Source organism: Microvirga arsenatis (assembly GCF_009910705.1).
GTDB classification, from domain to species: Bacteria; Pseudomonadota; Alphaproteobacteria; order Rhizobiales; family Beijerinckiaceae; genus Microvirga; species Microvirga arsenatis.
This window is the reverse complement of sequence record NZ_JAAAXJ010000014.1, coordinates 39,344-64,866: the sequence shown is the minus strand read 5'-3', so window position 1 is coordinate 64,866 and position 25,523 is coordinate 39,344. Positions and strand designations below refer to the sequence as shown.

The window sequence follows — 25,523 nt, the reverse complement described above, 5'->3', positions numbered from 1 at the left end:
ACACGATGCCCTCCGTCTCCTCCCTCTCCCGCCCCATGGCCGCCAGGAAGCAGGCCGCGTCCGTTGAATTCCGCAACGTGACGAAGCGCTACGGCAACGTCACGGCGGTGGACAGCGTCTCCTTCACGATCGAGCCCGGCCGGCTCGTGACCCTGCTCGGCCCTTCCGGCTGCGGCAAGACCACGACGCTTCGCATGATCGCAGGCCTCGAGATGGCGAGCGAAGGCCAGATCCTGATCGGCGGGCGCGACGTGACGAACCTGTCCGCCGCCGACAGGGACGTGAGCATGGTGTTCCAGTCCTACGCCCTCTTCCCGCACATGTCCGTGCTGGAGAACGTAGCCTACGGCCCTTCCGTCCAGGGCGTACCGAAGAAGGACGCCTATGCGATGGCGATGGAGAAGCTCGAGCTCATCGGCCTGAAAGGGCTGGAGAAGCGGGCGCCTTCGGAGCTCTCCGGCGGTCAGCAGCAGCGCGTGGCGGTGGCCCGCGCCCTCGTGCTCGAACCGCAGGTCCTGCTCTTCGACGAGCCGCTCTCCAATCTGGACGCCAAGCTGCGGCGGCGGGTGCGCGAGGACATCCGCGAATTGCAGCAGAGCCTCAACCTCACGGTCGCCTATGTCACCCATGACCAGGAGGAGGCGCTTGCCGTCTCCGACCATATCATCGTGATGTCGAATGCGCGCATCGCCCAGACGGGCACCCCGCGCGAGCTCTACGAGGAGCCGGCCAACCTGTTCGTGGCCGACTTCATCGGCGACGCCAACATCATTGCGGGCGATCTCGTGAGCGTCGCCGGCGCCATGGGTCAGGTACGGATCGGTTCCCTCGGCCTCGAGCTCCCCCACCGGGGCGTCGGCCAGGGTGCCGTGAAGCTCGCCGTCCGGCCCGACGCCATCCTGCTCGACGAGACCGTCCGAACCGGCGCGCTCGCCGGTTCGGTTCGCAAGGCTTCCTACCTCGGCACCCAGGTGGAATACGACGTGGAGAGCCCCATCGGGAGCCTGTTCGTGGTGCAGCACGGGCGCAAGGAGCCGATTGCGCCGGGCACCCCCGTGTCGATCTCCTTTGCCCCGCAGCGGGGCGTCGCGATCATTCCGGATGCCTGACCCTAGATCACGCCCTCGTCCGGAATGTTGAGGATGGTGCCGCAGGCCTTGCAGTGAACCGCGTCCCGGTCATGGCGCTGAAGGGCGCAGACCGGGCAAGGATACTTGACCTTGTTCGGCCTGAGGAGAACCTGCACCAGACGCAGGAACAGCGTCACGCCGAAGATCATGATGACGACCGAAATCAGGTGTCCCAGGGTTCCCGTCAGCGTGATGTCGCCGAAGCCCGTCGTGGTCAGCGCCGCCATGGTGAAGTAGAGCGCATCCACATAGTTGTTGATCTTGTCGTTGGCCCTGTGCTGCGTCTCATAGACAAAGCCGGTCATGATGAAGATGAAGACACCCAGGTTGACGGAGGCGATGATCAGCTCCTCGTTGCGGCGGAAGAAGACGCTGTCGGCACGCAGGCGCGCGAGCAGCTGATAGGTGCGCAGGAGCCGCACCGTCCGCAGGATGCGCAGGAAGCCGATTCCCTCGCCCACGATGGGAGCGAGGAACGACACGATGGCCGCCACATCGGCCAGGGTTGTCGGGTGCAGGAAATCCTTCCATCGGTTCTGGCTGATCGCCAGGCGTGCCGAGAAGTCGGCCAGTACGAAGAGGCCGATCACCACATCGGCGATCTGGACCGCGGGAGAATGAGGCAGGAAGGACGAAGCGACGATGAAGGCGACCGTGGTGATGTCGAACACCAGCAGGGCATAGCGGAAGCGGTGCGCCTCCGGGGTGTCCCCTTCGTAGAGCAGCCTGAGCTTGTCGATCAGCCGCATCGGGGCCGCTCGTGCGTTGACGGAAGACCGGGAACCATGGGCAAGGTCACACGAAACAGTTTATCGATGCCTTGAATATCTATAGAGCAGGGATGCAATTCCAACGGGGTGCCTTTTGAGGTGCAGCACGCTATCACCCCTCACGCCCTAGAATTCCAAGAGACGGACGATGCTGAAAGCCTTGATCTTCGACATGGATGGAACCCTGGTCCACAGCGATCCGGTCCACCTCAAAGCTTTCGCGGAGACCCTGGGTCCCGAAGGCATCGTGATCGACGAGCACCTGTATCGCACCTCGATCATCGGCCATACCAACGAGTCGATCTTCGCCACCCTCCTGCCCCACCTGCCGGTCGAGCAGCACGAGGCCTACGCGGAGCGCAAGGAGGCCGCCTTCCGGCGTCTGGCGCTCGAGCTCAAGCCCCTGGAGGGCCTTCTGGACCTGTTCGCCTGGGCCGAGGCCCGAGGCATCAGGCTGGCCCTCGTCACCAATGCTCCGCTCCTGAACGCGACCCATATCCTCGACATCCTGGGCATCACCGACCGGTTCGAGGTCAAGATCACCATCGATCAGGTTGCCCGCGGCAAGCCCGATCCCCTGCCCTACCTCACGGCCCTGGAGCGGCTCGGCATTCGGGCGGAGGAGGCCATCGCCTTCGAAGATTCCCCCTCCGGGATGAGAGCCGCCAAGGCTGCGGGACTGGTGTCCTTCGGCGTTCTGACGGGTCTTAGCGCGACCGAGCTCACCAAGCACGGAGCCGACGGCACCATCGGGACCTTCCGCGACCGGGCGCTCTGGGAAGTGCTGGAGCGCAGGATCGCAGCCTGAGGCCTCGGCTCAGGCCGCGTCGGACCGCTCCCGTTCGAAATCGCTCACGCCCGCCTCGTCGAACCGCCGCCGGGCGGCCAGGATCTCGTCCCGGTTCTGGATCGCCCAGTCCCCCAGCGCCCGCACAGTCTTGAGCAGGGAGCAACCCAGGTCTGTGAGCTGGTAATCCACCCGGGGCGGAATGGTCGGGTAGACGGTGCGCGTGACGAGCCCGTCACGCTCCAATCCGCGCAGCGTCAGGGTCAGCATCCGCTGGGAGATCCCGGTCACGAGGCGGCGCAACTCGTTGAATCTCTTAGGTCCTTCGCCCAGCTGAACCACGACCTGAACGCTCCACTTGTCGCCGACCCGCGACAGGATTTCCGTCACGGTCCGGCAGTCGGTGGGCACATGGATGTGACTGGGTGACATGAAAGTGCCTCCTTGCGGAATGCTTCTGAAGTTACTTAATGGTCCTTGGTAACAAAAGGGAACTTAATTGTTCCCAGTTTCGATTGCAAACCAAGGAAAACCCATGAAGCCCAAGCTTCACATCATCGTCGCCAGCACACGCCCCGGCCGGGTCGGCCCCAGCGTCGCCCAATGGTTCAGCGAGTATGCAGCCGAGCATGGCAAGTTCGAGCCGGTCCTGGTCGATCTGGCCGAGTTCAACCTGCCGGTCTTCGACGAGCCCGAGCATCCGATAAAGCAGAGCTACCACCATGCCCACACCAAGGCATGGGCGAAGAGCGTGTCCGCGGCCGATGCCTTCGTGTTCGTGACGCCCGAATACAACTACGCTCCGCCGCCGGCCCTCGTGAACGCGCTGACCTACCTGTCGCGCGAATGGAACTACGCGCCTGCCGGCTTCGTGAGCTATGGCGGCATCTCGGGCGGCCTGCGCTCGGTCCAGGTGGCCAAGCAGATCGTCACGACCTTGAAGATGATGCCGATCCCGGAAGGCGTGCCCATGCCGATGGTGTTCCAGAACCTGGACGAGAACGGCAAGCTCAATGCTCCCGAGATCTACAGGACCTCGGCCGCAACCATGCTCGACGAGCTTGCCCGCTGGACGGAGGCGCTCAGGCCGCTCCGGGCGGAGCGCAAGGCTCCCCTGAAGGCGGCGGCTTAAGCGACGAAAGCGCCGTCTGGACAAAAGGCGCCGCCGGAACACCTGGCGGCGCCTTTTCGTCCGCTCCGAGCGATCAGGGAAGGCCGGGCTTGCGAAGCTTGAAAACGCTGTTCCCGCGGCCCAGGATACGACCGATCTCGCGAAGGGAACGACATGACACCGGACGACGTTCGCCGTCTTGCCCTCGCTCTGCCGGAAACGAGCGAGAGCGCTCACATGGATCGCCCGGACTTTCGCGTGCGGAGCAAGATCTTCGCGACGCTCCATCTGGGCGAGCATCGTGCCGTCGTGAAGCTCACCCCTGAAGATCAGCAGATCCGTGTCGAGGCCGAGCCGCTTGTCTTTGCTCCCGTACCGGGCAAGTGGGGCCTTCAGGGCTGGACGAATGTCAATCTGACGCTCACCGACGAGGTGACGCTGCAAAGCGCCCTGTTCGCTGCCTGGAGCACTGTGGCGCCCAAAAGCCTTGTCATGCGGGCGGCTGGCTCCGCGCCAGCCGCCTCGACAGGCCGGGATCGGGCCTAGACTCGTCCGGCCAGGGCATCCTCGAACAGCTTTCGCGCGCTTTCCTTGGTGATCGGCACCGGATTGCCGCCGGCTGTGGGGTCGTTCGGCGCCATCTCCGACATCTCGTCGAAGCGGGCGCTGTCCACTTTAAGGCCCTCCAGCGTATGCGGCACGCCGAGGTCCCTGCGCAGCTGCAGCACCCAGTCGAGGAAAGCCTGGAACGAGGGCTCAAGGCCGATATAGGCGGCGAGCCGCGCGATCCGCTCCTCGATGGCCTTGCGGTTATAGACCAGCACGTAGGGCATGAAGACCGCATTGGTCAGGCCGTGATGGGTGTCGTAGAGCGCGCCGGTCGGGTGCGACAGGGCGTGAATGGCGCCAAGCCCCTTCTGGAAGGCGGTGGCTCCCATGGCGGCGGCCGACATCATCTGCGCCCGGGCCTCGATGTCCTTGCCGTCCTTGTAGGCGCGCGGCAGGTACTCCTTCACGAGGCGGATGCCTTCGACCGCGATGCCGTCGGCAAGAGGGTGATAGCCCGGCGCGCAATAGGCCTCGATGCAGTGCGCGAGCGCGTCGAGACCGGTGCCCGCCGTGATGTGGGGCGGCATGCCCACCGTCAGCTCCGGATCGCAGATCACGATCTTCGGCATCATGAGGGGATGGAAGATCACCTTCTTGGTGTGCGTCGCCTCCTGGGTGATCACGCCGGCCCGGCCCACCTCCGAGCCCGTGCCGGCGGTGGTCGGCACGGCGACGATCGGCTGGATGCCTTTCGGATCGGCACGGGTCCACCAGTCGCCGATATCCTCGAAATCCCACATGGGCCGGGTCTGGCCCGCCATGAAGGCGATGACCTTGCCGGCATCGAGCGCCGAGCCGCCGCCGAAGGCGACGACGCCATCGTGCTGGCCGGCCTTCAGGGCCTCGAGCCCCTTGTAGACATTGGTCTCGACCGGGTTCGGCTTGATGTCGGAGAAGATGGCAGCCTTCAGGCCAGCGGAGATCAGCTGGTCGAGCGCCGCCTTCGTCATCGGCTGCGCAGCCAGGAACGGATCCGTCACGATGAGCGGCGCCTGCATGCCCACGGACTTGCAGGCCTCGGCGAGTTCGGAGATGCGGCCTGCGCCAAAGCGCACGGCGGTGGGGTAGTTCCAGTTGGAGCGGGGAGAGGTGGTCATGATGCTTTCGATCAGATCTGACGGAGGTGGTAGGATTTCGGACGGGTGAGGGACTCGTAGGCCAGCCGCGACAGGCTCGCGCCGCGGCCCGTATCCTTCACGCCGGTCCAGGCGAGGGCCGGGTCGAGATAGTCGCAGCGGTTCATGAACACGGTGCCGGTCTCGAGCTTCTCGCCGATGGATTCCGCCGCATCGATGTCCGAGGTCCAGATGGCGGCGGAGAGACCGTAGGGCGAGTCGTTCATGAGGCGGATCGCCTCCTCGTCGCCGCTCACCTTCATGATGCCGACGGTGGGGCCGAAGCTCTCCTCGCGCATGACGCTCATGGAGTGATCGACATCGGTGAGCACCTGCGGCGCGAGATAGGCGGTGTCGCCGGTATCCGCCGCAAAGCGCTTCGTGTCGATATGGGCCTTTGCGCCCTTGGCGACGGCTTCGGCATTGTGCTGGCGCACGAGATCGGCGAAGCGCTTGTGCGCCATCGGGCCGAGCGTCGTTGCTTCCTCCAGCGGGTTGCCCAGCACATACCTGTTCACGAGATCGACCGCACCCTCGACGAAGCGGTCGTAGTGCTTCTCGTGCACATAGATGCGCTCGATGCCGCAGCAGCATTGACCCGAGTTGAAGAAGGCGCCGTCGACGAGGTTCTCGATGGCGTGATCGAGGTCGGCGTCCTCGCGCACATAGGCCGGGTCCTTGCCGCCGAGCTCGAGGCCGAGCGAGGTGAAGGAGCCCGCCGCCGCGCGCTCGATGGAGCGTCCCCCGGAAACGGAGCCGGTGAAGTTGCAGTGATCGACGAGACCGGAGCCCAGGATCCGGCTCGTCTGGTCGTGGGAGAGATGCATGTTCTGGAACAGGCCCTTCGGCATGCCGGCCCGGTCCATGGCCATCTGGAAGCGTTCGCCGGCGAGCACCGTCTGCGAGGCATGCTTGAGGAGCACCGCGTTGCCCGCCATGAGCGCGGGGACGATGGTGTTGATGGCGGTGAGATACGGATAGTTCCAGGGCGCGATCACGAAGACGAGGCCCACCGGCTCGCGCTTGATCATGCGGCGGAAGCCCGGCTTCTCGTCATCCGCGGGGATCGGCTGCAGGCTCTTCTCGGCGATGGAGATCATGTAGCGCGCCCGCTCCTCGACGCCGCGGAACTCGCCGCCATAGCGCACCGGGCGGCCCATCATCTGGGCGATCTCGGGCACCACCTCCTGGTTCATGGCAAGCAGCGCGTCGAGGAAGGCCGAAACCTTGCCGGCGCGCTCCGCGACGGTGGCGTTGCGCCAGGCCTTCTGCGCCTCGCGGGCGGAGGCAATCGCCGCATCGATGGCGGCTTCGGACATGATGGGACGGCGGACGAGCTCGCGTCCGTCGATGGGGGAAATGCAGACGATATCGGTATCGGCCATAAGGCCGTCTCCTTCAGCAATGATCCCCTCCCCCTTGCGGGGAGGGGTAAGGGGTGGGGGTGGTGCAGCCGGGTGAGGGATCGAACCAGTCAGACGCTGTATCAGACTCAAACCTGAGCGACGACGAAGCGCTCCGACCTTTCGACCCCCACCCCCTGCTCCTCCCCGCAAGGGGAGGGAAGAATGCGCTTGGCTCTTGATGCCTTCCTGAACTCTTAAATGATCTCGAAGTAACGGGCGAGCTGCCAATCGGTGATAGCCTTGCGCGCCTCGCGTTCCTCCCATTCGCGGGTTGCGGCGTAATGGTCCACGAAGGTGTCGCCGAAGAGCTGGCGCGCGGCCTGCGAGCCCTTCAGCCGCTCGGCGGCCTCGCCGAGGGAGCGCGGCAGGGCCCGCTCCTTCGGGTGCTCGACCGCATAGGCGTTTCCTTCAATCGGCTCGCCTGGGTCGACCCGGTTCTCGATGCCCCACAGCCCCGAGCCGATGGCGGCGGCGAGCGCGATGTAGGGGTTGATGTCGGCGGCCGCCACCCGGTACTCCACGCGCTGCGACTTCTCCGAGCCCGGGATGACGCGGAGCGCCGTGGTGCGGTTCTCCACGCCCCAGGCGGAATCGGTGGGAGCCCAGAAGCCGGGGATGAGCCGGGTGTAGCTGTTCACCGTGCAGGCGACCATGGCCAGGATTTCGGGCATGAGCTTCTGCTGGCCGCCCACATACCACCGCATGATCTCCGACATGCCGTGCTTGGCCTGGGCATCGTAGAAGGCGCCCTTGCCCGTTCTCAGGTCCCGCAGGGACGAGTGCAGGTGGCCGGACTGGCCGGGCCAGTCGCGCGACCATTTGGCCATGAAGGTCGCCATCCAGCCGCGGCGCTGGGCCAGGATCTTGATGTATGTCTTGAACAGAGCCGCCTTGTCGGCCGCGTTCAGCGCGTCGTCGACGCGGATCGCGGCCTCCAGCACGCCGGGCCCGGTTTCGGTGTGCAGGCCCTCGATCTCGAAATCCATCTTCTTTCCGAGGTCGAGCAGCTCATGGTAGAAATCCGCGTGGACGCCGGAGCGCAGCACCGAGTAGCCGAAGAAGCCCGGCGTGATGTTCTTGAGGTCGCGATAGCTCTTCTCGCGCACGGAATGCGGCGTCTCCTCGAAGAGGAAGAACTCGAACTCGGCGGCGGCCGACACGGCGAAGCCCATATCCTCCGCCTTCTTGAGCACACGGCGCAGGACGCCGCGCGGGCAGGCTGCCTCCGCATAGCCCTCGAACTCGGCCAGGAAGAACGGCAGGTCGTTCTCGAAGGGAATGAGCCGCATGGATTCCGGGATCACCCGCGCCGTCGCATCGGGATAGGCCGTATGCCAGCCGGTGAGCGTGGTGTTGTCGTAGAGCTGATCGTTGGAGTCCCAGCCCAGCACCACGTCGCAGAAACCGAACCCCTTTTCGAGAGCGGACTCGAACTTGTCGCGGGCCATGTACTTGCCGCGCATGATGCCGTCCACGTCCGTGAGGCCGATCTTCACGAACGGCAGGTCGCGGCTGCGCACATATTCCATGGCATCGGCGGCATTCTTGATCTTGGGAGCGTCCATACGAAGAACCTTGTCCGGGAATGGGAGATGGGAGCGCGCCGGCGGCGCGCTCCCGTTCGTATCAGTAGGACTTGTACTCGCTCTCGCCCTTGGTGAGCGCAAACTCCTCCTCGGGCGAGAGGATCAGCTTGTGCCGCCCCACGAGCAGGAAGTAAGCCATCATCACCGCATAGTAGACCGCAACGCCGATGACGGCGGTCTGGAACACAGGGTCCGTGAGCTGGAACACCAGCGTCACGGCGGCGATGATCATGCAGATCGCCGCGCCCGCGATGCCGAAGGGGCTTTTGTAAGGGCGGTGCAGGTTCGGGAACTTCCTCTTCAGCACGATGTAGGACATGCCCTGCATGAAGTAGGCCAGCATCGCGCCCGCCACCGCCATGTTCAGGAGCGTCGCACCGATGATGGAGTTACTGGCTTCGGCTCCCATCGAGAACCAGATGATCATCATGACGGCGAGACCCGCTACGGCGCCCGCGATCAAGGCAACATGCGGCGACTTGCGCTCGCCATGAGTCACCGATAGGAAGCTCGGGAAGTAGCCCGCCCGCGACAGCGAGTAGATCTGCCGCCCGAAGGCGAAGATGATCGTGTGGAACGAGGCGATCAGGCCGACCACCGCGATCGCCGCCAGGATCTTGGCGATGTCCGTCCCGAACAGGGTGCGGAAACCGTCGAGCAGCGGCTCGCTGGACTTGCCCAGCCCCGCTGCGCCTGGCGCGATGCCTGTGTTCAGGAACAGCACGAGGAACGCCGAGGCGATAAGGGTCAGGATGCCGGCGATGATGCCCCTCGGCATGTCGGCTTGAGGATCGTGCGACTCTTCCGCTGCGAGCGGCAGCTGTTCGATGGCAAGGAACAGCCACACCGCGAAGGGCAGCGAAGCCAGGATACCAAGGGCGCCATGGGGCAGGAACGGCCCGCCGCCGTTCGGCAATTCCGCTCCGTCGGGCCCGATGTTCAAGGCCCAGCGCGAGAAGTCGAACTGGCCGGAGAACAGCACCGAGGCGTAGAAGAAGGCCAGCACCGCAAGCGCCGCCACCGTGACGCCCACCGTGACCCTGAACGAGAGCTCGACGCCGACGATGTTGAGGCCGACGAACAAGGCATAGAATAAGATCCAGTAGACGGGTTGGAAGGCCGGTGCGGTCTCGAAGATCGTGCCGAGATACGCGCTGATGAAGAAAACGATCACGGCCGGCGTCAGCACGAACTCGATGTTCTCCGCGATGCCCGTGATGTAGCCTGCCCACGGCCCCATCGAGGTGCGGGCGAAGGAATAGGCGCCGCCCGTATGCGGCAGGGCCGGCGACATCTCGGCAAGCGAGAAAGTCAGGCCCAGATACATGACGGCGATGATGATGGTAGCGAAGAACATGGAGCCGAAACCATTGACCAAGCCGAGGTTCCAACCCGAGTAATGGCCCGAGATCACCGCGCCGACGCCCAGCGCCCAGAGCGACCAGACGCGGGCGTGGCGCTTGAGGCGCCGCGCTTCGAAGTAGCTTTCATCCACCGTGGTGTAGGTGACGCCGGCGGCGTTCTGCACCCCGGCTGGCGGGGCGTGAACCCCGGGATTTCCTTGTCCGACTGACATCGTCTCTTCCTCCAAGAAGTGTCTGCCTCTCGGGCCACGGCACGTCATGCGCCGCGCCCGTCATCAGAGCATCGGACCCAAAAGTGGATTTCACTTCTGGGTCCGATGCTCCCATTCTCAAGCGGCGCATCATGCGGACCCGGAGATCTGCACGATGCGCTAGAGCGTCCGCGCCCCCTCCCTCAAAAGCGGCGCCAGACGGTGAGCCCACGACGCCTGTCCGTCTTGTGTGCGGATCAGGTCGTTGCGGATTTCGATCATCAGCGGTGGACGCCCGCGCCTCTCGGCGTGGCGCTCCAGGGTGTGAAACACCCGGTCCGCGGGCGAATAGGGTTCGTTCATGCCGACGACGAGCGCCGGATCCTGCCTCAGGCCCGCCTCGACATGGCGGGCATAGCGCTCGTCGCGGTTGTAGATCAGGCCGACATGCCAGGGCCGCTTCACGTCCCGGTAGACGGGCGTGAAGGAATGGATGGAAACGACGGCGCCGAGCTGCCCCGCTGCCTGGCGCGCATTCGCGAAGGCATCGACCGCGCCGTGGAACGCATCGTAGACCTCGCGCACGCGGCGGGCCCGTTCCGCCTCGTCGAGGTCGAGGTTGCCGGGGATGGTGGTGCGCTCGCTCAGGGTCCAGATCGAATCCGGCGCCGTCGGCTCCCGGTTGAGGTCGAGCACGAGGCGCGAGACCGTGGCATGGATCAGCGGCGCATCAAGGAGCCGCGAGAGTTCCTGCGCCACGCCGAGCGCGCCGGGGTCCCAGGCGATATGGCTTTCGAGGGCGTCGGGCCCGAGGCCCAGAGTGCCGTAGCGGGTGGGCAGGTGGTTGGAGGCGTGCTCGCAGATGAGCAGGATCGGCGAGCGGCCCTGCGGGTTCTCGATCATGGCGACAGGCCGCCCTGCCGTTGCGGCAGAGGATTGATCGGCTGTCACCCGGCTCGCCTGCGTCATGCGGTTCCCCGTCACCCTGCCCGAAAGCAGGGATTGTCCCCGTTTGAACGCTTGATACGTTTCTTATCGGTTTTTCACATTCTGAAATTTCTGATACAGCTTTCGGGAAGCGTCAAGGAGGGGCTGTGAATCAATCCGGCATGCGCGACGACCGCCGCCTTCCACGGGCCGACCCACCGAGCCTCGCCGAGCGCATCCGGCTCGAGATGGACGCCTTCACGCCCAGCGAGAAGCGCGCCGCGCACCTCCTCCTGAGTCACTACCCCTTCGCCGGGCTCGGCACGGTGGCGGAGTTCGCCTCCCGGGCCGGCATCTCCGCTCCCTCCGTGCTGCGCTTCGTCACCCGGCTGGGGTTCGGCGGCTTTCCGGATTTCCAGAAACACCTGCGCGAGGAGCTCGAGGCCCAGCTGCTCTCCCCGCTCGCCAAGGCCAGTCCCTCCGACAAGGGCCAGGGCGCCCCGGCGCTCGCCTCCTTCGCCGAAGCGGTGATCGGGAATTTGCGGGCCACCGTGGAGAATATTGCGCCGGCCGAGTTCGAGGCGGTGGTGGCGGTCCTCTCCGATCCCCGCCGGCACATCCATTTCACCGGCGGGCGCTTCACGGGGGCGCTGGCGCGCTACGCGGAAAGCCATTTCCGCATCGTGCGCAGCCAGGTGGATTTCATCGAGGGTCAGCCGGCCCTCTGGCGCGACCGGATGATCGAGATCGGCAAGAAGGACGTGATCGTCGCCTTCGACATCCGCCGCTACCAGGAGGATGTGACGGCGCTGTGCGAGACGGCTGCGAGGCAGGGCGCGACGGTCGTTCTCCTCACCGATCCGTGGCTCTCGCCGATCGCCCGCGTGGCACGTCACGTCCTGCCGGCGCATATCGCGGCCCCGTCGAATTGGGATTCCTCGGCAGGCCTCCTGCTCCTGACCGAAGCCCTCGTCGCGGCCGTCACCAAGCGCCTGTGGGACACCGCCAAGCCGCGCATGGAGGCGGTGGAGCGGTTGAGGGGCGGGACGTCGTAACCCCTACTCCGCAGCCGCGGTCCTGTCCCGCTGCAGCCAGCCGATCAGGAAGGGCAGCACGAGGCCGATGCCGAGAAAGCGCACGAGGTGGTGGATGCCCACATAGAGCGGGTCGAGCCCGAGGATGAGGGCGAGCACGGTCATGGCCTCGAGCCCCCCGGGGGCAAAAGCCACGAGGCCGTTGGCGAAGCTGACGCCGGCAATCCACGCCGCACCGGCGGCGAAGAGAGCCGCCACCACCATCCCGACCGTGAAGGAACCCATGGCAGCGAGGAGCGCCCGCTTCAAGGTCGAACGCTGGACGTTGCGGAACCGCTCGGCGATGAAGAGGCCGATCAGCAGAAGGCCGCCGGTCGCGATGACCGGCGGAATCACGCCTGTCGCCCATTCCGTCGCGTGGCTGACGGAGCTCATCACCGTGGCGCCGAGCAGGACGGGCGCTGCCACCCTCATCGCCTTGAACACGGCTCCGAGAGCGAGGCCGCCCAGAAGGATGAAGGCCATGCCGCCCGGGCTCTCGACCGGCAGGCCTTCGCCGATCAGCGCGCCCGTGTTGCCCCCGTCGCCGGTGAGCACGACGAGGCTCGGCAGCAGGGCGATCAGCACGAAGAGGCGGAAGTTCTGCACGATGGCGATGGAGGCGACCTCCGCCTTGCGGTCCGCCGCCACCGCCAGAACGGTGGAGAGCGCCCCCGGCACGGAGGCCAGCACCGCATCGTCCCGGCGCCAGCCGGCGAAGCGCACGAGCCAGGCCGTGGACGCCGCGGAGATCGCGAGTACGCCGATCACCAGCAGGACGAGGCTTCCCGGATACCGGCCCATGGCGGCGATGGCTTCCGGCGTCACCGCAGCCCCCATGGCCGCACCGGAGATCAGCATCGCGGCATCGGCCAGCGCCCGCGGCATGGGCACGGCCCAGCCGGTGAGGCCCCAGAGGGCGGCCGCGATGGCCGCACCCGACAGCCATGCCGCCGGAACGCCGAGCCAGTGGAAGACAAGGCCCCCCAGTGCGGCGATCAGGATCTGAACGAGATGGGCGAGGACGGGACGCATCACGGCTCCGGTCAATGGACGCCCTTGCCTCTCCCGTCAAATGCCGATGACGCGCACAGGCCATGCGACCAGCGCCTGTCGATGGACAGGCTTGGGCTCAAGGGCAGTGTGCGAATCTTAGGCCACCAGCCGCGGCAACGCCTCGCCGATGCGGCGGACCGCTTCGTCCACGTCGTCGGGCTTGCGCAGGTAGCAGAGGCGCAGATAGCCCTCGCCCGCCTCGCCGAAGGCGGAGCCCGGCGCGAGACCCACATTGGCCTCGTCGATCAGGCGGAAGGCGATGTCCTTGGAATTTCTTGCACCCTTGATCTTCAGGAAAGCATAGAAGGCGCCGCTCGGGGGCGGCAGCTCGACGAGGCCGGTTTCGCTCAGCCGCCCGACGATCTCACGGCCCTGGCGTGCGCGGGCGATCTGATCGGCCAGGAAGCTCTCGCCCTGCTCGATGGCGGCGACGCCCGCACGCTGCACGAAGACCGGCGTTCCGGAGGTCTGGTACTGCACCAGGTTCTCGATGATCTGCCCCAGGGCCGGCGGAGCCTCGAGCCAGCCCAGGCGCCAGCCGGTCATGGCCCAGTTCTTGGAGAAGGTCTGGACGAAGATGATCCTGTCGTCGGCTTCCATCACGTCCCGGAAGGAAGGCGAGCGGCCATCAACGGTGAGGGCCGGATCATGGATGAAGCGATGATAGATCTCGTCCGCCACGATCCAGAGCCCGTGCCGCCGCGCCAGAGCGAGGGCGGCGCGCAGGTCCTCACGGCTTGCCACCCAGCCCGTGGGATTCGAGGGCGAGTTGACGACGAGCACGCGGGTGCGCGGGGTGATCGCTTTCTCAAGGCCCTCGAAGTCGAGATGCCAGCCCCCTTCATCGATCGCCATGGGCACGGGAACAGGACGCGCCCCGGCAATGGTGATGGCGCCCGCGAAGTTCGGCCAGGCGGGAGTCGGGATCAGAACCTCGTCGCCGTTGCCGGCGAGCATGCGGAAGGCAAGCTGCATCGCCGGCATGCCGCCGGAGGTCACGAAGAAACGCTCGGGATCGAAGGCCCTGCGGTAGACCCCCTCATGGTAGCGGGCGATGGCCTGGCGCAGCTCCGGGATGCCGCGCTGATAGGTGTAGAAGGTTTCGCCCTTCGCGAGCGATTGGGCGGCCGCCTCGCAGATGAAGGACGGCGTCGGCAGGTCGCCCTCCCCTACCCAGAGCGGAATGATGCCGGGCTTCGACCGGCCGTAGCTGAACACGTCGACGATGCCGCTGGTCGGCGCCTGCTCCGCTTCGGGGCGCAGGTTGAGAACGGACGGGATCGCGGCGGACGCATTCATGGGAGGTTCCTCGGGGACAGGCGAACAGGGATGGCCCGTTCGCCGGCTCAAGGCAAGGGTCCAATGCGTCTCATGACAAAAGACGAAGGGTTCGATCGAAACCCGTGATAGGTCAGAGCGTCCGGCCCGTCTTCATCAGGTCGCGGATCTCCGTCAGCAGCTTCACGTCGGCCGGGATCTCAGCCGGCTTGTCGGCCGTGCCGGTCTTCGCGTCCTCGCTGCGGCGCAGGCGGTTCATGGCCTTGACCAGCAAGAACAGGATCCAGGCGATGATGAGGAAGTTGATGGCCACCGTGACGAAGTTGCCCCATGCAAGCACCGCCCCCTGCTTCTTGGCCTCTTCCAATGCAGCCGCACTCACGGTTCCGGAAAGCGGGGTGAAGTAGTTCGAGAAATCGAGGCCGCCGGTGACGGCCCCGATGATGGGCATGAAGATGTCGCCCACCAGCGAATCCACGATCTTGCCGAAAGCGGCGCCGATGATGATTCCGATGGCGAGATCGACCACGTTGCCGCGAAGCGCAAACTGCTTGAACTCGTTCCACATGACGGGTCTCCTGTCGCTTGAACCCCCAAGCTTAGGCTGCCCGACATGAGAATTTCGTCAAGCCGTGCGGCCGGCGAGAAGGTCCTGGAGGTCGAGGCGGCGCGTGACCATCTGGAGTTCCCCGTCCGGCGTCCGCGGCCACTGATCCTGCGGGCGGTCGACATACAGCTCGATCCCGTTCCCGTCGGGATCGCTCAGGTAGAGAGCCTCGCTCACCCCGTGGTCGCTCGCCCCCTGGAGGGGGATGCCGGCCTGGATCAGGCGGTAGAGCGCATCGGCGAGGGCCGCCCGCGTGGGGTAGAGGATCGCCACGTGGTAGAGCCCCGTGGAGCCGGGAGGCGGCGGAGAGCCTCCTTTACTCTCCCAGGTGTTCAGGCCGATATGGTGGTGGTAGCCCCCGGCCGACACGAAAGCGGCCTGGGTGCCGTAGCGCTGCATCAGCTCGAAGCCGAGCACCCCGCAATAGAAGGCGAGCGCTCGCTCGAGATCGGCGACCTTCAGATGGACATGACCGATCCTGACACCGGGATCGATGGGCTTGGCCACCGGCTGACCGGTGGCGTCGTGGGGGATGGATTTCGACATGGCCGCGCCTTTCAAGCCGAGCGCGTGGACAACGCAGCAGCAGACTTCGCCGATCCGGACTGCAGGGCCAGGGCACCGTTGCCGAGCAGGGCCTGCGCCGCAAGGGCGACGATCCAGAAGGCGAGGAATTCCCACCCGCCCTTCGGGTTGGAGAAGAAGAAGCCCGCCGAGCCGTGCACGAAGACGATGGCGCCGAGCAGGATCGGGATCAGGGCGATCGAGGCCCAGCGCGTCAGAACGCCAAGGATGAGAGCGATGCCGCCGACCGTCTCCGCCGCGATGGTCAGGTAGGCGAGAGCCGGCGGCAGGCCGAGGCTGCCGAAGAACCCCACGGTGCCTGCCGGCGTGAACACGAAGAGCTTGAGGCCGGCATGGGCCAGGAACAGGATTCCAAGCGCGACGCGCAGGATCAGGGCGGCATAGGGAGCGGTGCGGGTATCGATCATAAGAGAGTCTCCTGAATGGATGGTCTCCATATGACCTCAAACTCGGCGTGTGATAATAACTCCGCGGGAATATCAGTTCACACCAGCAGGGTGAGATCGCGCCATGCTCGACCGTGTCACCGGCATGCAGGTCTTTGTTCGCGTCGCGGCGCTCGGCAGCTTCTCGGCGGCGGCGCGGGAGCTCGACCTGTCCCAGACCATGGTGACGAAGCACGTGGCGGCTCTCGAGGAGCGGCTCGGGGTGAAGCTGCTGCACCGCTCCACCCGCAGGCTGACCCTAACGGAAGGCGGCCGGAGCTATCTCGCAGCCTGCGAGCGGATCCTCGCCGAGATCGAGGAGGCGGAGGCGGAGGCCAGCCTGGAGCGCATCGAACCCCGGGGCGTCCTGCGGCTCAATGTGCCCCTCACCTTCGGCTTCCGGCACATCGCCCCGGCGATCCCCGAATTCAACCGGCTCCACCCGGCCGTCTCCTTCGACCTGGGTCTTGCCGACCGCTACGTGGACCTGATCGAGGAGGGGTGGGATCTGGCGATCCGGATCGGGCGGCTCAAGGATTCGAGCCTCGTCGCCCGGCGGCTTGCCCCCTGCCGCACCGTCGTCTGCGCCGCGCCGTCCTATCTGAAGGAGCATGGCACGCCCCGGAGCCTGGAGGACCTCGCCGGCCACAACTGCCTGGGCTACACCCTCCCGAGCGCCATCGGGGCCAACCGCTGGACCTTCGGGCTGGAGGGCGAGACCGTGGTGCCCGTGCAGGGCAATCTGCGCGCGAACAACGGCGACGCCCTGCTGGCTGCGGCCGTTGCCGGCCAGGGGCTGATCTATCAGCCGACCTTCATCGTCGGCGACAGTCTGCGTGACGGCAGCCTCGTGCGTGTTCTCGGCAGCTACCCCACCTACGAGCCCGGGATTCACGCCGTCCTGCCCTCGGGCCGGCAGGCGCCGGCGAAGGTGCGCGCCTTCGTCGAGTTCCTGGCCCGCCGCTTCGCGCCGGAGCCGGATTGGGACCGGGGCCTGTGACCGGCGGCCGGTGGCCATCGCACCGTGAACCGGCTAAAGCTAGAACCGGAGTTCTTGAGGGTTCAAGCCTATGGTCGCCACCTGGGCCGTCGTGCTGTCGGCGCTGGTCTATCTCTGCTTCCTGTTCACCGTCGCCTATTGGGGCGACAATTGGGGGCGGCGCTTCGTCCAGGGGCCGGCCCGCTCCACCATCGCGGCCCTGGCGCTTGCCGTCTACTGCACGTCCTGGACCTTCTTCGGCTCGGTCGGCCTCGCCAGCCGCTCCGGCTTCGATTTCCTCGCGATCTATATCGGCCCCATTCTGGTGATCGGCTTCGGCTACCCGCTCGTGGCGCGGGTGGTGCGCGTGGCGAAGACCCAGAACATCTCCTCCATCGCCGACTTCGTGGCCGCCCGCTACGGCAAGAGCGAGCGGGTGGCCGCCCTGGTGAGCCTGATCGCCCTGGTGGGCTCCGTTCCCTACATCGCCCTGCAGCTGAAGGCGGTGGCCTCCTCCCTCGACGTGTTCCTCGCCTCGGCGAATGGGGCCTCGCTCACCCAGCTTCCCTTCCTCGGCGATCTCGCCCTCGTGGTCGCCCTCGTGCTGGCGGGCTTCGCCGTCGCCTTCGGCACCCGGCACACGGATGCCACCGCGCACCAGAACGGCCTCCTGCTCGCCATCTCCATCGAGTCCCTGGTGAAGCTCGTCGCCTTCCTGATGGTGGGCGGCTACATCACCTTCTTCATGTTCGACGGCTATGACGGCATCCTGGAACGTCTGAATGCTCAGGGTATCGGCTCGAACCTGACCGAGCTGACCTCCGGCTTCGGCAGCTACATCACGCTCATCCTCCTCTCCACCTGCGCCACCCTGCTCCTGCCGCGCCAGTTCCACGTGACCGTGGTGGAGAACCACGACATCGCGGACCTGAAGCGGGCCGCCTGGCTGTTCCCGGTCTACCTTCTCCTCATCAACCTCTTCGTCATTCCCATCGCCCTCGCCGGCCTTGCCGCGTTCCCTGAAGGCAATGTCGACCGGGACATGACCGTGCTGGCGCTCCCCCTGATGGATGGGGCGGGCACCCTCGCGGTGATCGCCTTCCTCGGCGGCTTCTCGGCGGCGACCGCCATGGTGATCGTGGATTCGGTGGCCGTGGCGGTGATGATCTCGAACCACCTCGTGATGCCCATCGTCCTGCGGCGGCGCGCCTTCGCAGGCATCGATCCCGGCAGCTTCGTCATCGGCGTGCGGCGGGTCTCCATCGTTCTCGTCATCCTGCTGGGCTATGCCTATTACCGCGCCTCCGGCGACGCGGCGCTCGCGGCGATCGGGCTTCTGTCCTTCGCCGCCATCGCGCAGGTCGCACCGGCCTTCCTCGGCGGGCTCATCTGGTCGCGGGGCACGGCGCTCGGCGCCAGCGTCGGCCTGATCGTCGGCTTCATCACCTGGGCCTACACCCTGCTGCTGCCGAGCCTCGTCTGGGACGGCGTGTTCTGGTCCGACGTGGTGGTCACCGGGCCCTTCGGCATCACGGCGCTCAAGCCCACTGCCCTGTTCGGGGTCGATCTGCCCCAGCTCACCCACGGCGTGGTCTGGAGCCTGACCCTGAACATCCTGTGCTACGTGGCCTTCTCCCTGTGGCGGCCGGTGACCGCGATGGAGCAGATCCAGGCCAATATCTTCGTCGCCGACGGCGCGGCCTCCGCAGCTCCGAGCTTCCGCCTGTTCCGCGCCAGCGTGAGCGTCGGCGAGCTGCGCGCCACCGTCGCGCGCTATCTCGGCGAGGAACGGACGGCGCGGTCCTTCGAGGGCTTCGCCCACAGCCGCGGACAGAACATCGAGCTGAAGGCGGAGGCGGACATCCATCTCCTGCGCTATGCCGAGCACCTCCTGGCATCGGCCATCGGAACGGCTTCCTCGCGCCTGGCCCTGTCGATCCTGCTGCGCCGCCGCACCGTGTCCACCGAGGCGGCGCTCAAGCTCCTCGACGATGCCTCGGCCGCCATCCAGCACAGCCGCGATCTTCTCCAGCATGCGCTCAACTACGCCAAGCAGGGCATCACCGTCATCGACAGCGACCTGCGCCTGCTCGCCTGGAACCAGGCATTCCTCGACCTCTACGACATGCCGCCCAACTTCGTTCAGGTGGGCATCGGCATGGAGCAGATCGTGCGCTACAACGCCTCGCGCGGCTCCTACGGGCCGGGCAAGATCGAGGATCTCGTCGCAGCGCGCCTTCACTCCTTCCGGCATGACGTGGAGCCGGTGCGCCTCAAGCTCTTTCCCTCCGGCAAGGTGATCGAGATCCGCTCCAACCTTCTGCCCGACGGCGGCCATGTGACCACCTACACGGATGTGACCGAGGCCGTGCTGGCGGAGGAGGCGAGCCGGCGCGCGAACGAGACCCTGGAGCAGCGCGTGCGCGAGCGCACCGAGGAGCTGACGCGCCTCAACGAAGCCCTGCGGAGCGCCAAGGCGGAGGCCGACGAGGCCAACATTTCCAAGACGCGCTTCCTCGCCGCCGCATCGCACGACATCCTGCAGCCGCTCAACGCGGCGCGCCTTTATGCGACCTCCCTCCTGGAACGGGATCGCGAGGCGGGCGATGCGTCGCTCGCCGAGAACATCGACGCATCCCTCGACGCGGTCGAGGAGATCCTCACGGCGATCCTCGACATCTCGCGCCTCGACACGGGCGCCATGAAGCCGCAATGGTCGAGCTTCCGCATCGACGAGCTCTTCCGCCAGCTTCAGCGCGAGTTCGAGCCGGTGGCGCGCAACAAGGGCCTCGCGCTCACCTTCGTTCCCTGCACCCTCACGGTGCGCTCCGACCGGCGCCTCATGCGGCGCCTGCTGCAGAACCTGATCTCCAACGCGATCAAGTACACGCCGTCAGGCCGCGTGCTCGTGGGCGGACGCCGGCGCGGCGGGCATGTGGTGCTCGAGGTGTGGGATACGGGCCTCGGCATTCCCGCCTCCAAGCAGCGCATCGTCTTCCGCGAGTTCCAGCGCCTGGACCAGGGCATGAAGGTCGCGCGGGGCCTGGGCCTCGGCCTCTCCATCGTGGAACGCATCGGCCGCGTGCTCAAGCATCCGATCACCCTGAACTCGGAGGTGGGGCGCGGATCCGTGTTCCGCGTCGAGGTGCCGGTGGTGGCCGCCCTGCCCGCCACCACCGCCGCGCCCGAGCCGCCGAAGGCTCCCTCCACCGGCCTGTCCGGCCTGAAGGTTCTCGTGATCGACAACGAGCCTGCCATCCTGGAAGGCATGCGCCTTCTGCTCTCGGGCTGGGGCTGCGAGGTCTGGACCGCATCCGATCTGGAAACGGCCCACGATGCCCTGCGCAAAAACCGGTCGCTGCCGGAGGTCATCATCGCCGATTACCATCTCGACAACACCGACGGCCTCGAGCTCATCAAGGCGCTGCGCTGGAGAACGCAGGTCGACACGCCTGCCCTGCTCGTCACGGCGGACCGCACGCCGACCGTGCGCGACGCCGCGGCGGCGATGAACATCCACGTGCTGAACAAGCCGCTCAAGCCGGCAGCCCTGCGCGCCCTGCTGACGCAATGGCGCGCCACGAAGGTGGCGGCGGAGTGAAGATGGTCTCCTACGTCATCACCGGCCTTGTGCCGGTGATCCCGATTGCATGAAACGCCGAGCCTCACAGGATCGGGATGGCCGGGGCAGACCCGGCCAGGACGCGAGCATCAATCCGGTTTCAAAGCCCGGTCCACCGCAGCAATCGCATGGATCGTCGTGGTGTCGAACAGCGGCACCGGGCTGTCCTCGTCCGTCACGAGAAGCATGATCTCGGTGCAGCCGAGGATGACGGCTTCAGCGCCGCGTTCGACGAGACGCGCGATGATCTCGCGATAGGCCTGTCGAGACTCCGGCCGGACCTGGCCGAGCACCAGTTCCCTGTAGATGATCTCGTGCACGATGCGCCGGTCGTCCTCGTCGGGAACGATCACGTCGAGGCCGTGGCGCTGCTGCAGGCGCCCCTTGTAGAAATCCTGCTCCATGGTGAAGGCCGTGCCGAGCAGCCCGATGCGCCGGAAGCCGGCAGCCTTGATCCTCTCGGCCGTGGGATCGGCGATGTGGAGCAGCGGGATGCCCACAGCGGAGGAGACCGCATCCGCCACGCGATGCATGGTGTTGGTGCACAGCACGATGAAGCCCGCCCCACCGCGCTCCACGCGGCGCGCAGCATCCTTCATCGCCTCGCCGAGGCTCTCCCAATCGCCTTCGTGCTGCAGGCGCTTGATCTCCTCGAAGTCGACGGACCACATCAGGCACTGTGCCGAATGCACCCCGCCGAGCCGCCGGTTCGCCTCCTGATTGATGATGCGGTAATACTCGGCGGAGCTTTCCCAGCTCATCCCACCGATGAGACCGATGGTTTTCATGATGGGCTTCAGGGGTTCGGCGTGTAGGGCGCGCGGCCGCTCTTGAGCGCGTCGTCGAGCAGGTCGAGGCGGTCCTGCCCCCAGAACACCTCCCCATCGAGCACATAGGCCGGGGAGCCGAACACGTCCCCTGCCACCGCGTTCTCGAGGTTGAGGGCATAGATGGCCTCGGTGGTGCTGCCGGTGGCCACGTCCATCAGCGCCGACGAGTCGAGGCCGGCCTGCTCCGCCAGCTCCGCGAGCACCAGAGGATCGCCCAGGTTGCGCTCCTCCTCCCAGACCGCCGCGAAGGCGCGGCGCAGGAAGGCATCGGGATTCTTGCCCGAGGCGTTGATCGCAATCACGAAGCGGTCGGCGAGGTTCACGTCGAAGGGCCAGTGCTTCGGGCTGATGTTGAAGGAGAGCCCCCGCTTCTCGCGCCAGCGCTGAAGCTCCACGATCCGATAGCGCTGCCGCGCCGGGTGGCGCTGGGCCAACGGCAGGCCGCCGGTTTCCGCGAAGACGCGCCCCAGGAAGACGGGCTTGTAATTGACCTCGACCCCGTGCCTCTGGACGATATCCATGAAGGGGGCATGGCCGATATAGGCCCAGGGGCTCACGAGGGAGAAGTAATAATCGACGATGCGGGGCATGGGTCCAGTTCGGGTTGACAGGCCTTGGGCGGCGATGCCCCAGCTTGGACCATCAGGCGGCGCTCTTCAACGTCTCTTCTGCCATGAGGAAGGCCTCGACCTCGGGCGCGGCCTCCGGCGCCTCCGCCTCGATGCCGACCTCCGCCAGCAGGCGAAGCATCGGCACGAAGCGCCGCTCCTTGCGGTCGTAGAGGCCCGCCCGCACCAGGGCGATGGCGTTGAGGATGGGGCTTTTGTCCCGGCCCTGCGAAACCAGGCGGTGCTCCATCACCACATGGGTGTCGGACCAGGTGACGATCCGCGTCTCCAGGGTGAAGGGTCGGAAGGGGCGAAGCTCCCGCCGGAACCGGATCTGCCCCGCATTCACCACCGGCACCCAGCCGTGCTTGAGGATCGGGCGCCACAGGCCCGAGCGGATCATGATGTCGGTGCGCCCCAGATCCATGATCGTCCAGTAGCGCCCGTTGTTCATGTGCAGGGACGTGTCGAGATCGTGCGGCCAGACGCGGAAGGACAGGCGCGACACGTCCCGCACCGGATCGAGCTTCGGGCGGAAGAAGGAGGCGATAATGAGGTGCAGCAGGCGCAGGATGAGGTTCATGACAGACCCGTGCCGGTCTGGCGCTGAAACGGGAGGAGATCGAGTGAGGGGGCTTCAACGCCAAGGCCTGTCAACAGGCAGTGCACCTGCCCGCGGTGATGGGTCTGATGGTTGAAGAAATGTGCCAGAGCCGAAATCAGAGACTGCTCGATATCGGTGGGGTTCGTGATGGTCCGATAGCTTAATCGCCCAGCCAGATCGGCTTCGGAGAGCCGGTCGATATAGGCGACGATCCGCGCGTCCTCCTTCTGCCGCGCGGCACGGAGTGCGTTGAACTCCTCGTAGAGAATGGCATCGAGCCGGTTCGGCGCCTCGCCCTCTCCCGTAAAGCGCCTCATCCAGATGCGATCGGCGACGAGCAGGTGGTTGAGGGTGCCGTGCACCGACTTGAAGAACGCCCCGCGATCCGCGCGGTAATCCGCGTCGGACAATTGCGACGCCGCATCGTAGAGGCGTTCGTTGCACCAGGCATTGTAGCGCGCCATCATGGCGAAGTGCGGTTTCATGGAAGCCTCTTTGTGTCGTACCCATTCTCCGGAAGCGGCCCCATATCGTCATCCCGGACGAAGCGCAGCGAAGATCCGGGATCGCTCCAAGAATGTGGCGCCATTCTCGTCAGGCGATCCCGGGTTCTGCTCCGCAGCCCCGGGATGACGGTCGATATCACGCCGCCTTCTTTGCCCCAGCAGCGCGGCCGTAGAAGGTCTCGCCGCTTGCTGCCATGTCGAGGAGAAGCTTCGGCGGCGCGAAGCGGTCGCCATGCTTGGCCTGGAGCCTCTGACACAGCTCGACAAAGGCCTTCGCGCCCATGAAGTCGATGTAGGAGAGCGCGCCCCCCGTATAGGGTGCGAAGCCGAAGCCGAGGATCGAGCCCACATCCGCCTCGCGCGGATCCGTGACCACGCCCTCCGCGAAGGTGCGCGCGGCTTCCAGAGCCTGCGTGACGAGGAGGCGTGCCTTGAGCTCCTCCATGTCGATGAGCTCGGCCGCCGCAGGGTTCACCTGCAGGTCCTTCAGGCCGGGCCATAGGCGCTTGGGCCCGCCTTCGGGATAGTCGTAGAATCCTTTGCGGTTCTTGCGGCCGAAGCGTCCTTCCTTCTCCACGAGCGTGGTGAGGAGCTGCTCCTGCTCGGGGATGACGGCAGCCTCGCCCAGCTGCGCCTTGGTGGCGCGCAGGATCTTGAGGCCGAGATCGACGCCGACCTCGTCGTTGAGGGAGAGGGGACCGACGGGCATGCCCGCCTGCTTGCCGGCCTGCTCGATCATCGGAGCCGGCACGCCCTCGATGAGCATGAGGTGGCCTTCGAGGATGTAGCCGAGCACGCAGCGATTGGCGAAGAAGCCGCGGGAATCGTTGACGACGATGGGCGTCTTCTTGATCAGGCGCACGTAGTCGAGGGCGGTGGCGAGCGCCTTGTCGCCCGTCTCCTTGCCCATGATGATCTCGACCAGCATCATCTTCTCGACGGGCGAGAAGAAATGGATGCCGATGAACTGTCCGGCATTCTTCGAGTTCTTGGCGAGCCCCGAGATCGGCAGGGTCGAGGTGTTCGACGCGAAGATGCAGTCCGGGCGGATGGCCGCCTCAACCTTCTGGATCACCTCGGCCTTCACCTTCGGATCCTCGAACACCGCCTCGATGACGAGGTCGCAATCCTTGAGATCATTGTAGTCGGCCGAGGCGGTGATGCGCGCAAGCAGCGCATCCCGGTCCGCCGTCTTGGCGCGGCCCTTCATGATCTGGTCGGACATGAGCTTGTGGGAATGCGCCTTGCCCTTCTCGGCCGCCTCCAGGTCGCGGTCGATGAGCACGACCTCGAGGCCGGCATTGGCCGTAACGTAGGCGACGCTCGCGCCCATGAAGCCGGCGCCGACCACGCCGATCTTCTTCAGGCTGGTGGGCGGCACGTCCTTCGGGCGGCGCGCGCCCTTGTTGAGGTCCTGCATGGAGATGAACAGCGTGCGGATCATCGCCGCCGCCTCCTTCGAGCGCAGGATCTTGGCGAACCAGCGCGACTCCACCTTCAAGGCAAGATCCATCGGCAGCTGCAGGCCCTGATACACGGATTCCAGGATCGCCCGGATCGCCGGGTAGTTGTCCTGCGTCTCGCGGCGGTAGATGGCGTTGGCCGGCGGCCAGATCTGCATGCCGGCGGCGGAATAGACCTTGTTGGAAGGCAGCTTGAAGCCCTTCTGGTCCCATGGAGCGACCGCGGAGCCGCCGTTCTTGATCCAGTCCTTCGCCGCCTGCACGATCCCTTCGCGCGGCGCAACCGCGTGGACGAGGCCCATGTTACGCGCCATGAGCGGGCGGATCTGCTCGCCCTTGAACAGCATCTGCAGGGCATCGCCCGTCTGCATCAGGCGCGCCACGCGCTGCGTGCCGCCGGCGCCGGGGAAGAGACCGACCTTCACCTCGGGCAGGCCGACGCGGGTGGAATCGCCATCCGACAGCACGCGGAAATGGCAGGCGAGCGCCAGCTCGAAGGCGCCGCCGAGGCACACGCCATGCACGGCCGCCGCAAACGGCTTGCCGCAGGTCTCGAGGCGGCGATAGAGCAGCGAGAGCTTGCGCGACTCGTCGAAGAAGAACTGCATGGCAGCCTCCTCGCCCTTCTCCTTCGCCAGCCGCGCATATTCGGCGCCGAGACCCTGAAGCATGGTGAGGTCCGCACCGCCCGAGAACGCTTCCTTGCCGGAGGTGATGACGCAGCCCTTGATGGCCTCGTCACCGGCCACCGTCTCGATGATCCGCTCCAGCTCGCCCATCACCTCGGGGGTGATCACGTTCATGGAGCGGCCCGGCATGTCCCAGGTGGCGAGCGCAATGCCGTCGGCGTCAAGCTCGAAGCGGAAATTGGTGAAGTTCGTCATGGTGTCC

The 25,523-nt window shown here is 66.2% G+C and carries 24 protein-coding genes; 7 read left to right on the top strand and 17 right to left on the bottom strand.

The genetic code is table 11. From position 1 onward, the window contains the following. Positions 1-5 precede the first annotated feature (5 nt). Positions 6-1,109 (top strand): ABC transporter ATP-binding protein, encoded by a 1,104-nt coding sequence (locus GR303_RS19340; protein ID WP_246205695.1) that lies wholly within the window; start codon positions 6-8, stop codon positions 1,107-1,109. 2 nt (positions 1,110-1,111) lie between these two features. On the opposite strand, the gene GR303_RS19335 is transcribed toward GR303_RS19340, so the two are convergent. Then, positions 1,112-1,879, bottom strand: coding sequence for a potassium channel family protein (locus GR303_RS19335; protein WP_161724982.1), 768 nt, complete (start codon positions 1,877-1,879; stop codon positions 1,112-1,114). 169 nt (positions 1,880-2,048) lie between these two features. Between GR303_RS19335 and GR303_RS19330 the strand changes: the two genes are divergently transcribed. Next, complete coding sequence (locus GR303_RS19330; protein ID WP_161724980.1) at positions 2,049-2,708, top strand: HAD family hydrolase; 660 nt, start codon at positions 2,049-2,051, stop codon at positions 2,706-2,708. A 9-nt stretch (positions 2,709-2,717) separates the two neighbouring features. Here GR303_RS19330 and GR303_RS19325 read toward each other — a convergent pair whose 3' ends face one another. Continuing rightward, entirely contained in the window at positions 2,718-3,119 is a 402-nt protein-coding gene (locus GR303_RS19325) for a winged helix-turn-helix transcriptional regulator (RefSeq protein ID WP_161724978.1), read from the bottom strand. Positions 3,120-3,222: 103 nt separating this feature from the next. Between GR303_RS19325 and GR303_RS19320 the strand changes: the two genes are divergently transcribed. After that, a complete protein-coding gene (locus tag GR303_RS19320; protein ID WP_161724976.1) occupies positions 3,223-3,819 on the top strand; it encodes an NADPH-dependent FMN reductase in 597 nt (198 codons plus the stop codon). A 153-nt stretch (positions 3,820-3,972) separates the two neighbouring features. Further along, entirely contained in the window at positions 3,973-4,344 is a 372-nt protein-coding gene (locus tag GR303_RS19315) for an MmcQ/YjbR family DNA-binding protein (protein ID WP_161724974.1), read from the top strand. Here GR303_RS19315 and GR303_RS19310 read toward each other — a convergent pair. From GR303_RS19310 to GR303_RS19290, 5 genes are all read right to left on the bottom strand, one after another. Beyond that, the gene (locus GR303_RS19310) at positions 4,341-5,504 is read right to left on the bottom strand and encodes an iron-containing alcohol dehydrogenase (RefSeq protein WP_161724972.1); all 1,164 of its coding nucleotides are present in this window, start codon (positions 5,502-5,504) and stop codon (positions 4,341-4,343) included. The genes GR303_RS19315 and GR303_RS19310 overlap by 4 nt on opposite strands. A gap of 11 nt (positions 5,505-5,515) precedes the next feature. Then, positions 5,516-6,907, bottom strand: a complete 1,392-nt coding sequence (locus GR303_RS19305) for an aldehyde dehydrogenase family protein (RefSeq protein WP_161724970.1) — start codon at positions 6,905-6,907, stop codon at positions 5,516-5,518. Between the two features lie 215 nt (positions 6,908-7,122). After that, positions 7,123-8,493: a glutamine synthetase family protein gene (locus tag GR303_RS19300; protein ID WP_161724967.1), complete on the bottom strand. Its 1,371-nt coding sequence runs from the start codon at positions 8,491-8,493 to the stop codon at positions 7,123-7,125. A 61-nt stretch (positions 8,494-8,554) separates the two neighbouring features. After that, positions 8,555-10,090, bottom strand: a complete 1,536-nt coding sequence (locus GR303_RS19295; RefSeq protein WP_161724964.1) for an amino acid permease — start codon at positions 10,088-10,090, stop codon at positions 8,555-8,557. A 159-nt stretch (positions 10,091-10,249) separates the two neighbouring features. Further along, a complete protein-coding gene (locus GR303_RS19290; protein ID WP_161724961.1) occupies positions 10,250-11,038 on the bottom strand; it encodes an N-formylglutamate amidohydrolase in 789 nt (262 codons plus the stop codon). Between the two features lie 125 nt (positions 11,039-11,163). Here GR303_RS19290 and GR303_RS19285 point away from each other — a divergent pair, with 125 nt between their 5' ends. After that, positions 11,164-12,051, top strand: coding sequence for a MurR/RpiR family transcriptional regulator (locus GR303_RS19285; protein ID WP_343038473.1), 888 nt, complete (start codon positions 11,164-11,166; stop codon positions 12,049-12,051). A gap of 3 nt (positions 12,052-12,054) precedes the next feature. On the opposite strand, the gene GR303_RS19280 is transcribed toward GR303_RS19285, so the two are convergent. From GR303_RS19280 to GR303_RS19260, 5 genes are all read right to left on the bottom strand, one after another. After that, positions 12,055-13,104: an AbrB family transcriptional regulator gene (locus tag GR303_RS19280; RefSeq protein ID WP_161724959.1), complete on the bottom strand. Its 1,050-nt coding sequence runs from the start codon at positions 13,102-13,104 to the stop codon at positions 12,055-12,057. A gap of 117 nt (positions 13,105-13,221) precedes the next feature. After that, a complete protein-coding gene (locus tag GR303_RS19275; protein ID WP_161724957.1) occupies positions 13,222-14,424 on the bottom strand; it encodes a pyridoxal phosphate-dependent aminotransferase in 1,203 nt (400 codons plus the stop codon). Between the two features lie 112 nt (positions 14,425-14,536). After that, positions 14,537-14,971, bottom strand: coding sequence for a large conductance mechanosensitive channel protein MscL (mscL, locus tag GR303_RS19270; protein ID WP_161724956.1), 435 nt, complete (start codon positions 14,969-14,971; stop codon positions 14,537-14,539). Positions 14,972-15,028: 57 nt separating this feature from the next. Continuing rightward, positions 15,029-15,556 carry a VOC family protein gene (locus GR303_RS19265; RefSeq protein WP_161724953.1) on the bottom strand — a complete coding sequence of 176 codons (528 nt, stop codon included), beginning with the start codon at positions 15,554-15,556 and terminating at the stop codon, positions 15,029-15,031. An 11-nt stretch (positions 15,557-15,567) separates the two neighbouring features. Further along, positions 15,568-16,002 carry a DoxX family protein gene (locus GR303_RS19260; RefSeq protein WP_161724950.1) on the bottom strand — a complete coding sequence of 145 codons (435 nt, stop codon included), beginning with the start codon at positions 16,000-16,002 and terminating at the stop codon, positions 15,568-15,570. A gap of 103 nt (positions 16,003-16,105) precedes the next feature. Between GR303_RS19260 and GR303_RS19255 the strand changes: the two genes are divergently transcribed. After that, positions 16,106-17,020: a LysR family transcriptional regulator gene (locus GR303_RS19255; RefSeq protein WP_161724948.1), complete on the top strand. Its 915-nt coding sequence runs from the start codon at positions 16,106-16,108 to the stop codon at positions 17,018-17,020. A 70-nt stretch (positions 17,021-17,090) separates the two neighbouring features. Further along, on the top strand, positions 17,091-20,600 hold the full coding sequence (locus tag GR303_RS19250; protein ID WP_161724946.1) for a PAS domain-containing hybrid sensor histidine kinase/response regulator: 3,510 nt from the start codon (positions 17,091-17,093) through the stop codon (positions 20,598-20,600). 110 nt (positions 20,601-20,710) lie between these two features. Here the strand turns inward: GR303_RS19250 and GR303_RS19245 are convergent, their stop codons facing one another. The 5 genes from GR303_RS19245 to GR303_RS19225 all read right to left on the bottom strand — a co-directional run bounded on the left by GR303_RS19245 (position 20,711) and on the right by GR303_RS19225 (position 25,516). After that, positions 20,711-21,409: an aspartate/glutamate racemase family protein gene (locus tag GR303_RS19245; RefSeq protein WP_161724943.1), complete on the bottom strand. Its 699-nt coding sequence runs from the start codon at positions 21,407-21,409 to the stop codon at positions 20,711-20,713. 8 nt (positions 21,410-21,417) lie between these two features. After that, entirely contained in the window at positions 21,418-22,041 is a 624-nt protein-coding gene (locus GR303_RS19240; protein ID WP_161724941.1) for a 2-hydroxychromene-2-carboxylate isomerase, read from the bottom strand. A gap of 52 nt (positions 22,042-22,093) precedes the next feature. Then, the gene (locus GR303_RS19235) at positions 22,094-22,642 is read right to left on the bottom strand and encodes an acyl-CoA thioesterase (protein ID WP_161724938.1); all 549 of its coding nucleotides are present in this window, start codon (positions 22,640-22,642) and stop codon (positions 22,094-22,096) included. Further along, positions 22,639-23,148 carry a DinB family protein gene (locus tag GR303_RS19230; RefSeq protein ID WP_161724935.1) on the bottom strand — a complete coding sequence of 170 codons (510 nt, stop codon included), beginning with the start codon at positions 23,146-23,148 and terminating at the stop codon, positions 22,639-22,641. The genes GR303_RS19235 and GR303_RS19230 overlap by 4 nt, the downstream gene beginning before the upstream one ends. A gap of 157 nt (positions 23,149-23,305) precedes the next feature. Then, positions 23,306-25,516: an FAD-dependent oxidoreductase gene (locus GR303_RS19225; RefSeq protein WP_161724932.1), complete on the bottom strand. Its 2,211-nt coding sequence runs from the start codon at positions 25,514-25,516 to the stop codon at positions 23,306-23,308. Positions 25,517-25,523 lie beyond the last annotated feature (7 nt).

Excerpts from the sequence above, each read along its gene's own strand:
- GR303_RS19330 (WP_161724980.1), top strand. The coding sequence starts at position 2,049 with ATGCTGAAAGCCTTGATCTTCGACATGGATGGAACCCTGGTCCACAGC.
- GR303_RS19225 (WP_161724932.1), bottom strand. The coding sequence starts at position 25,516 with ATGACGAACTTCACCAATTTCCGCTTCGAGCTTGACGCCGACGGCATT.
- GR303_RS19250 (WP_161724946.1), top strand. The coding sequence starts at position 17,091 with ATGGTCGCCACCTGGGCCGTCGTGCTGTCGGCGCTGGTCTATCTCTGC.
- GR303_RS19275 (WP_161724957.1), bottom strand. The coding sequence starts at position 14,424 with ATGAATGCGTCCGCCGCGATCCCGTCCGTTCTCAACCTGCGCCCCGAA.
- GR303_RS19255 (WP_161724948.1), top strand. The coding sequence starts at position 16,106 with ATGCTCGACCGTGTCACCGGCATGCAGGTCTTTGTTCGCGTCGCGGCG.
- GR303_RS19230 (WP_161724935.1), bottom strand. The coding sequence starts at position 23,148 with ATGAAACCGCACTTCGCCATGATGGCGCGCTACAATGCCTGGTGCAAC.
- GR303_RS19315 (WP_161724974.1), top strand. The coding sequence starts at position 3,973 with ATGACACCGGACGACGTTCGCCGTCTTGCCCTCGCTCTGCCGGAAACG.
- GR303_RS19235 (WP_161724938.1), bottom strand. The coding sequence starts at position 22,642 with ATGAACCTCATCCTGCGCCTGCTGCACCTCATTATCGCCTCCTTCTTC.
- GR303_RS19305 (WP_161724970.1), bottom strand. The coding sequence starts at position 6,907 with ATGGCCGATACCGATATCGTCTGCATTTCCCCCATCGACGGACGCGAG.
- GR303_RS19260 (WP_161724950.1), bottom strand. The coding sequence starts at position 16,002 with ATGATCGATACCCGCACCGCTCCCTATGCCGCCCTGATCCTGCGCGTC.
- GR303_RS19265 (WP_161724953.1), bottom strand. The coding sequence starts at position 15,556 with ATGTCGAAATCCATCCCCCACGACGCCACCGGTCAGCCGGTGGCCAAG.
- GR303_RS19335 (WP_161724982.1), bottom strand. The coding sequence starts at position 1,879 with ATGCGGCTGATCGACAAGCTCAGGCTGCTCTACGAAGGGGACACCCCG.
- GR303_RS19280 (WP_161724959.1), bottom strand. The coding sequence starts at position 13,104 with ATGCGTCCCGTCCTCGCCCATCTCGTTCAGATCCTGATCGCCGCACTG.
- GR303_RS19295 (WP_161724964.1), bottom strand. The coding sequence starts at position 10,090 with ATGTCAGTCGGACAAGGAAATCCCGGGGTTCACGCCCCGCCAGCCGGG.
- GR303_RS19240 (WP_161724941.1), bottom strand. The coding sequence starts at position 22,041 with ATGCCCCGCATCGTCGATTATTACTTCTCCCTCGTGAGCCCCTGGGCC.
- GR303_RS19340 (WP_246205695.1), top strand. The coding sequence starts at position 6 with ATGCCCTCCGTCTCCTCCCTCTCCCGCCCCATGGCCGCCAGGAAGCAG.
- GR303_RS19310 (WP_161724972.1), bottom strand. The coding sequence starts at position 5,504 with ATGACCACCTCTCCCCGCTCCAACTGGAACTACCCCACCGCCGTGCGC.
- GR303_RS19325 (WP_161724978.1), bottom strand. The coding sequence starts at position 3,119 with ATGTCACCCAGTCACATCCATGTGCCCACCGACTGCCGGACCGTGACG.
- GR303_RS19300 (WP_161724967.1), bottom strand. The coding sequence starts at position 8,493 with ATGGACGCTCCCAAGATCAAGAATGCCGCCGATGCCATGGAATATGTG.
- GR303_RS19245 (WP_161724943.1), bottom strand. The coding sequence starts at position 21,409 with ATGAAAACCATCGGTCTCATCGGTGGGATGAGCTGGGAAAGCTCCGCC.
- GR303_RS19290 (WP_161724961.1), bottom strand. The coding sequence starts at position 11,038 with ATGACGCAGGCGAGCCGGGTGACAGCCGATCAATCCTCTGCCGCAACG.
- GR303_RS19320 (WP_161724976.1), top strand. The coding sequence starts at position 3,223 with ATGAAGCCCAAGCTTCACATCATCGTCGCCAGCACACGCCCCGGCCGG.
- mscL (WP_161724956.1), bottom strand. The coding sequence starts at position 14,971 with ATGTGGAACGAGTTCAAGCAGTTTGCGCTTCGCGGCAACGTGGTCGAT.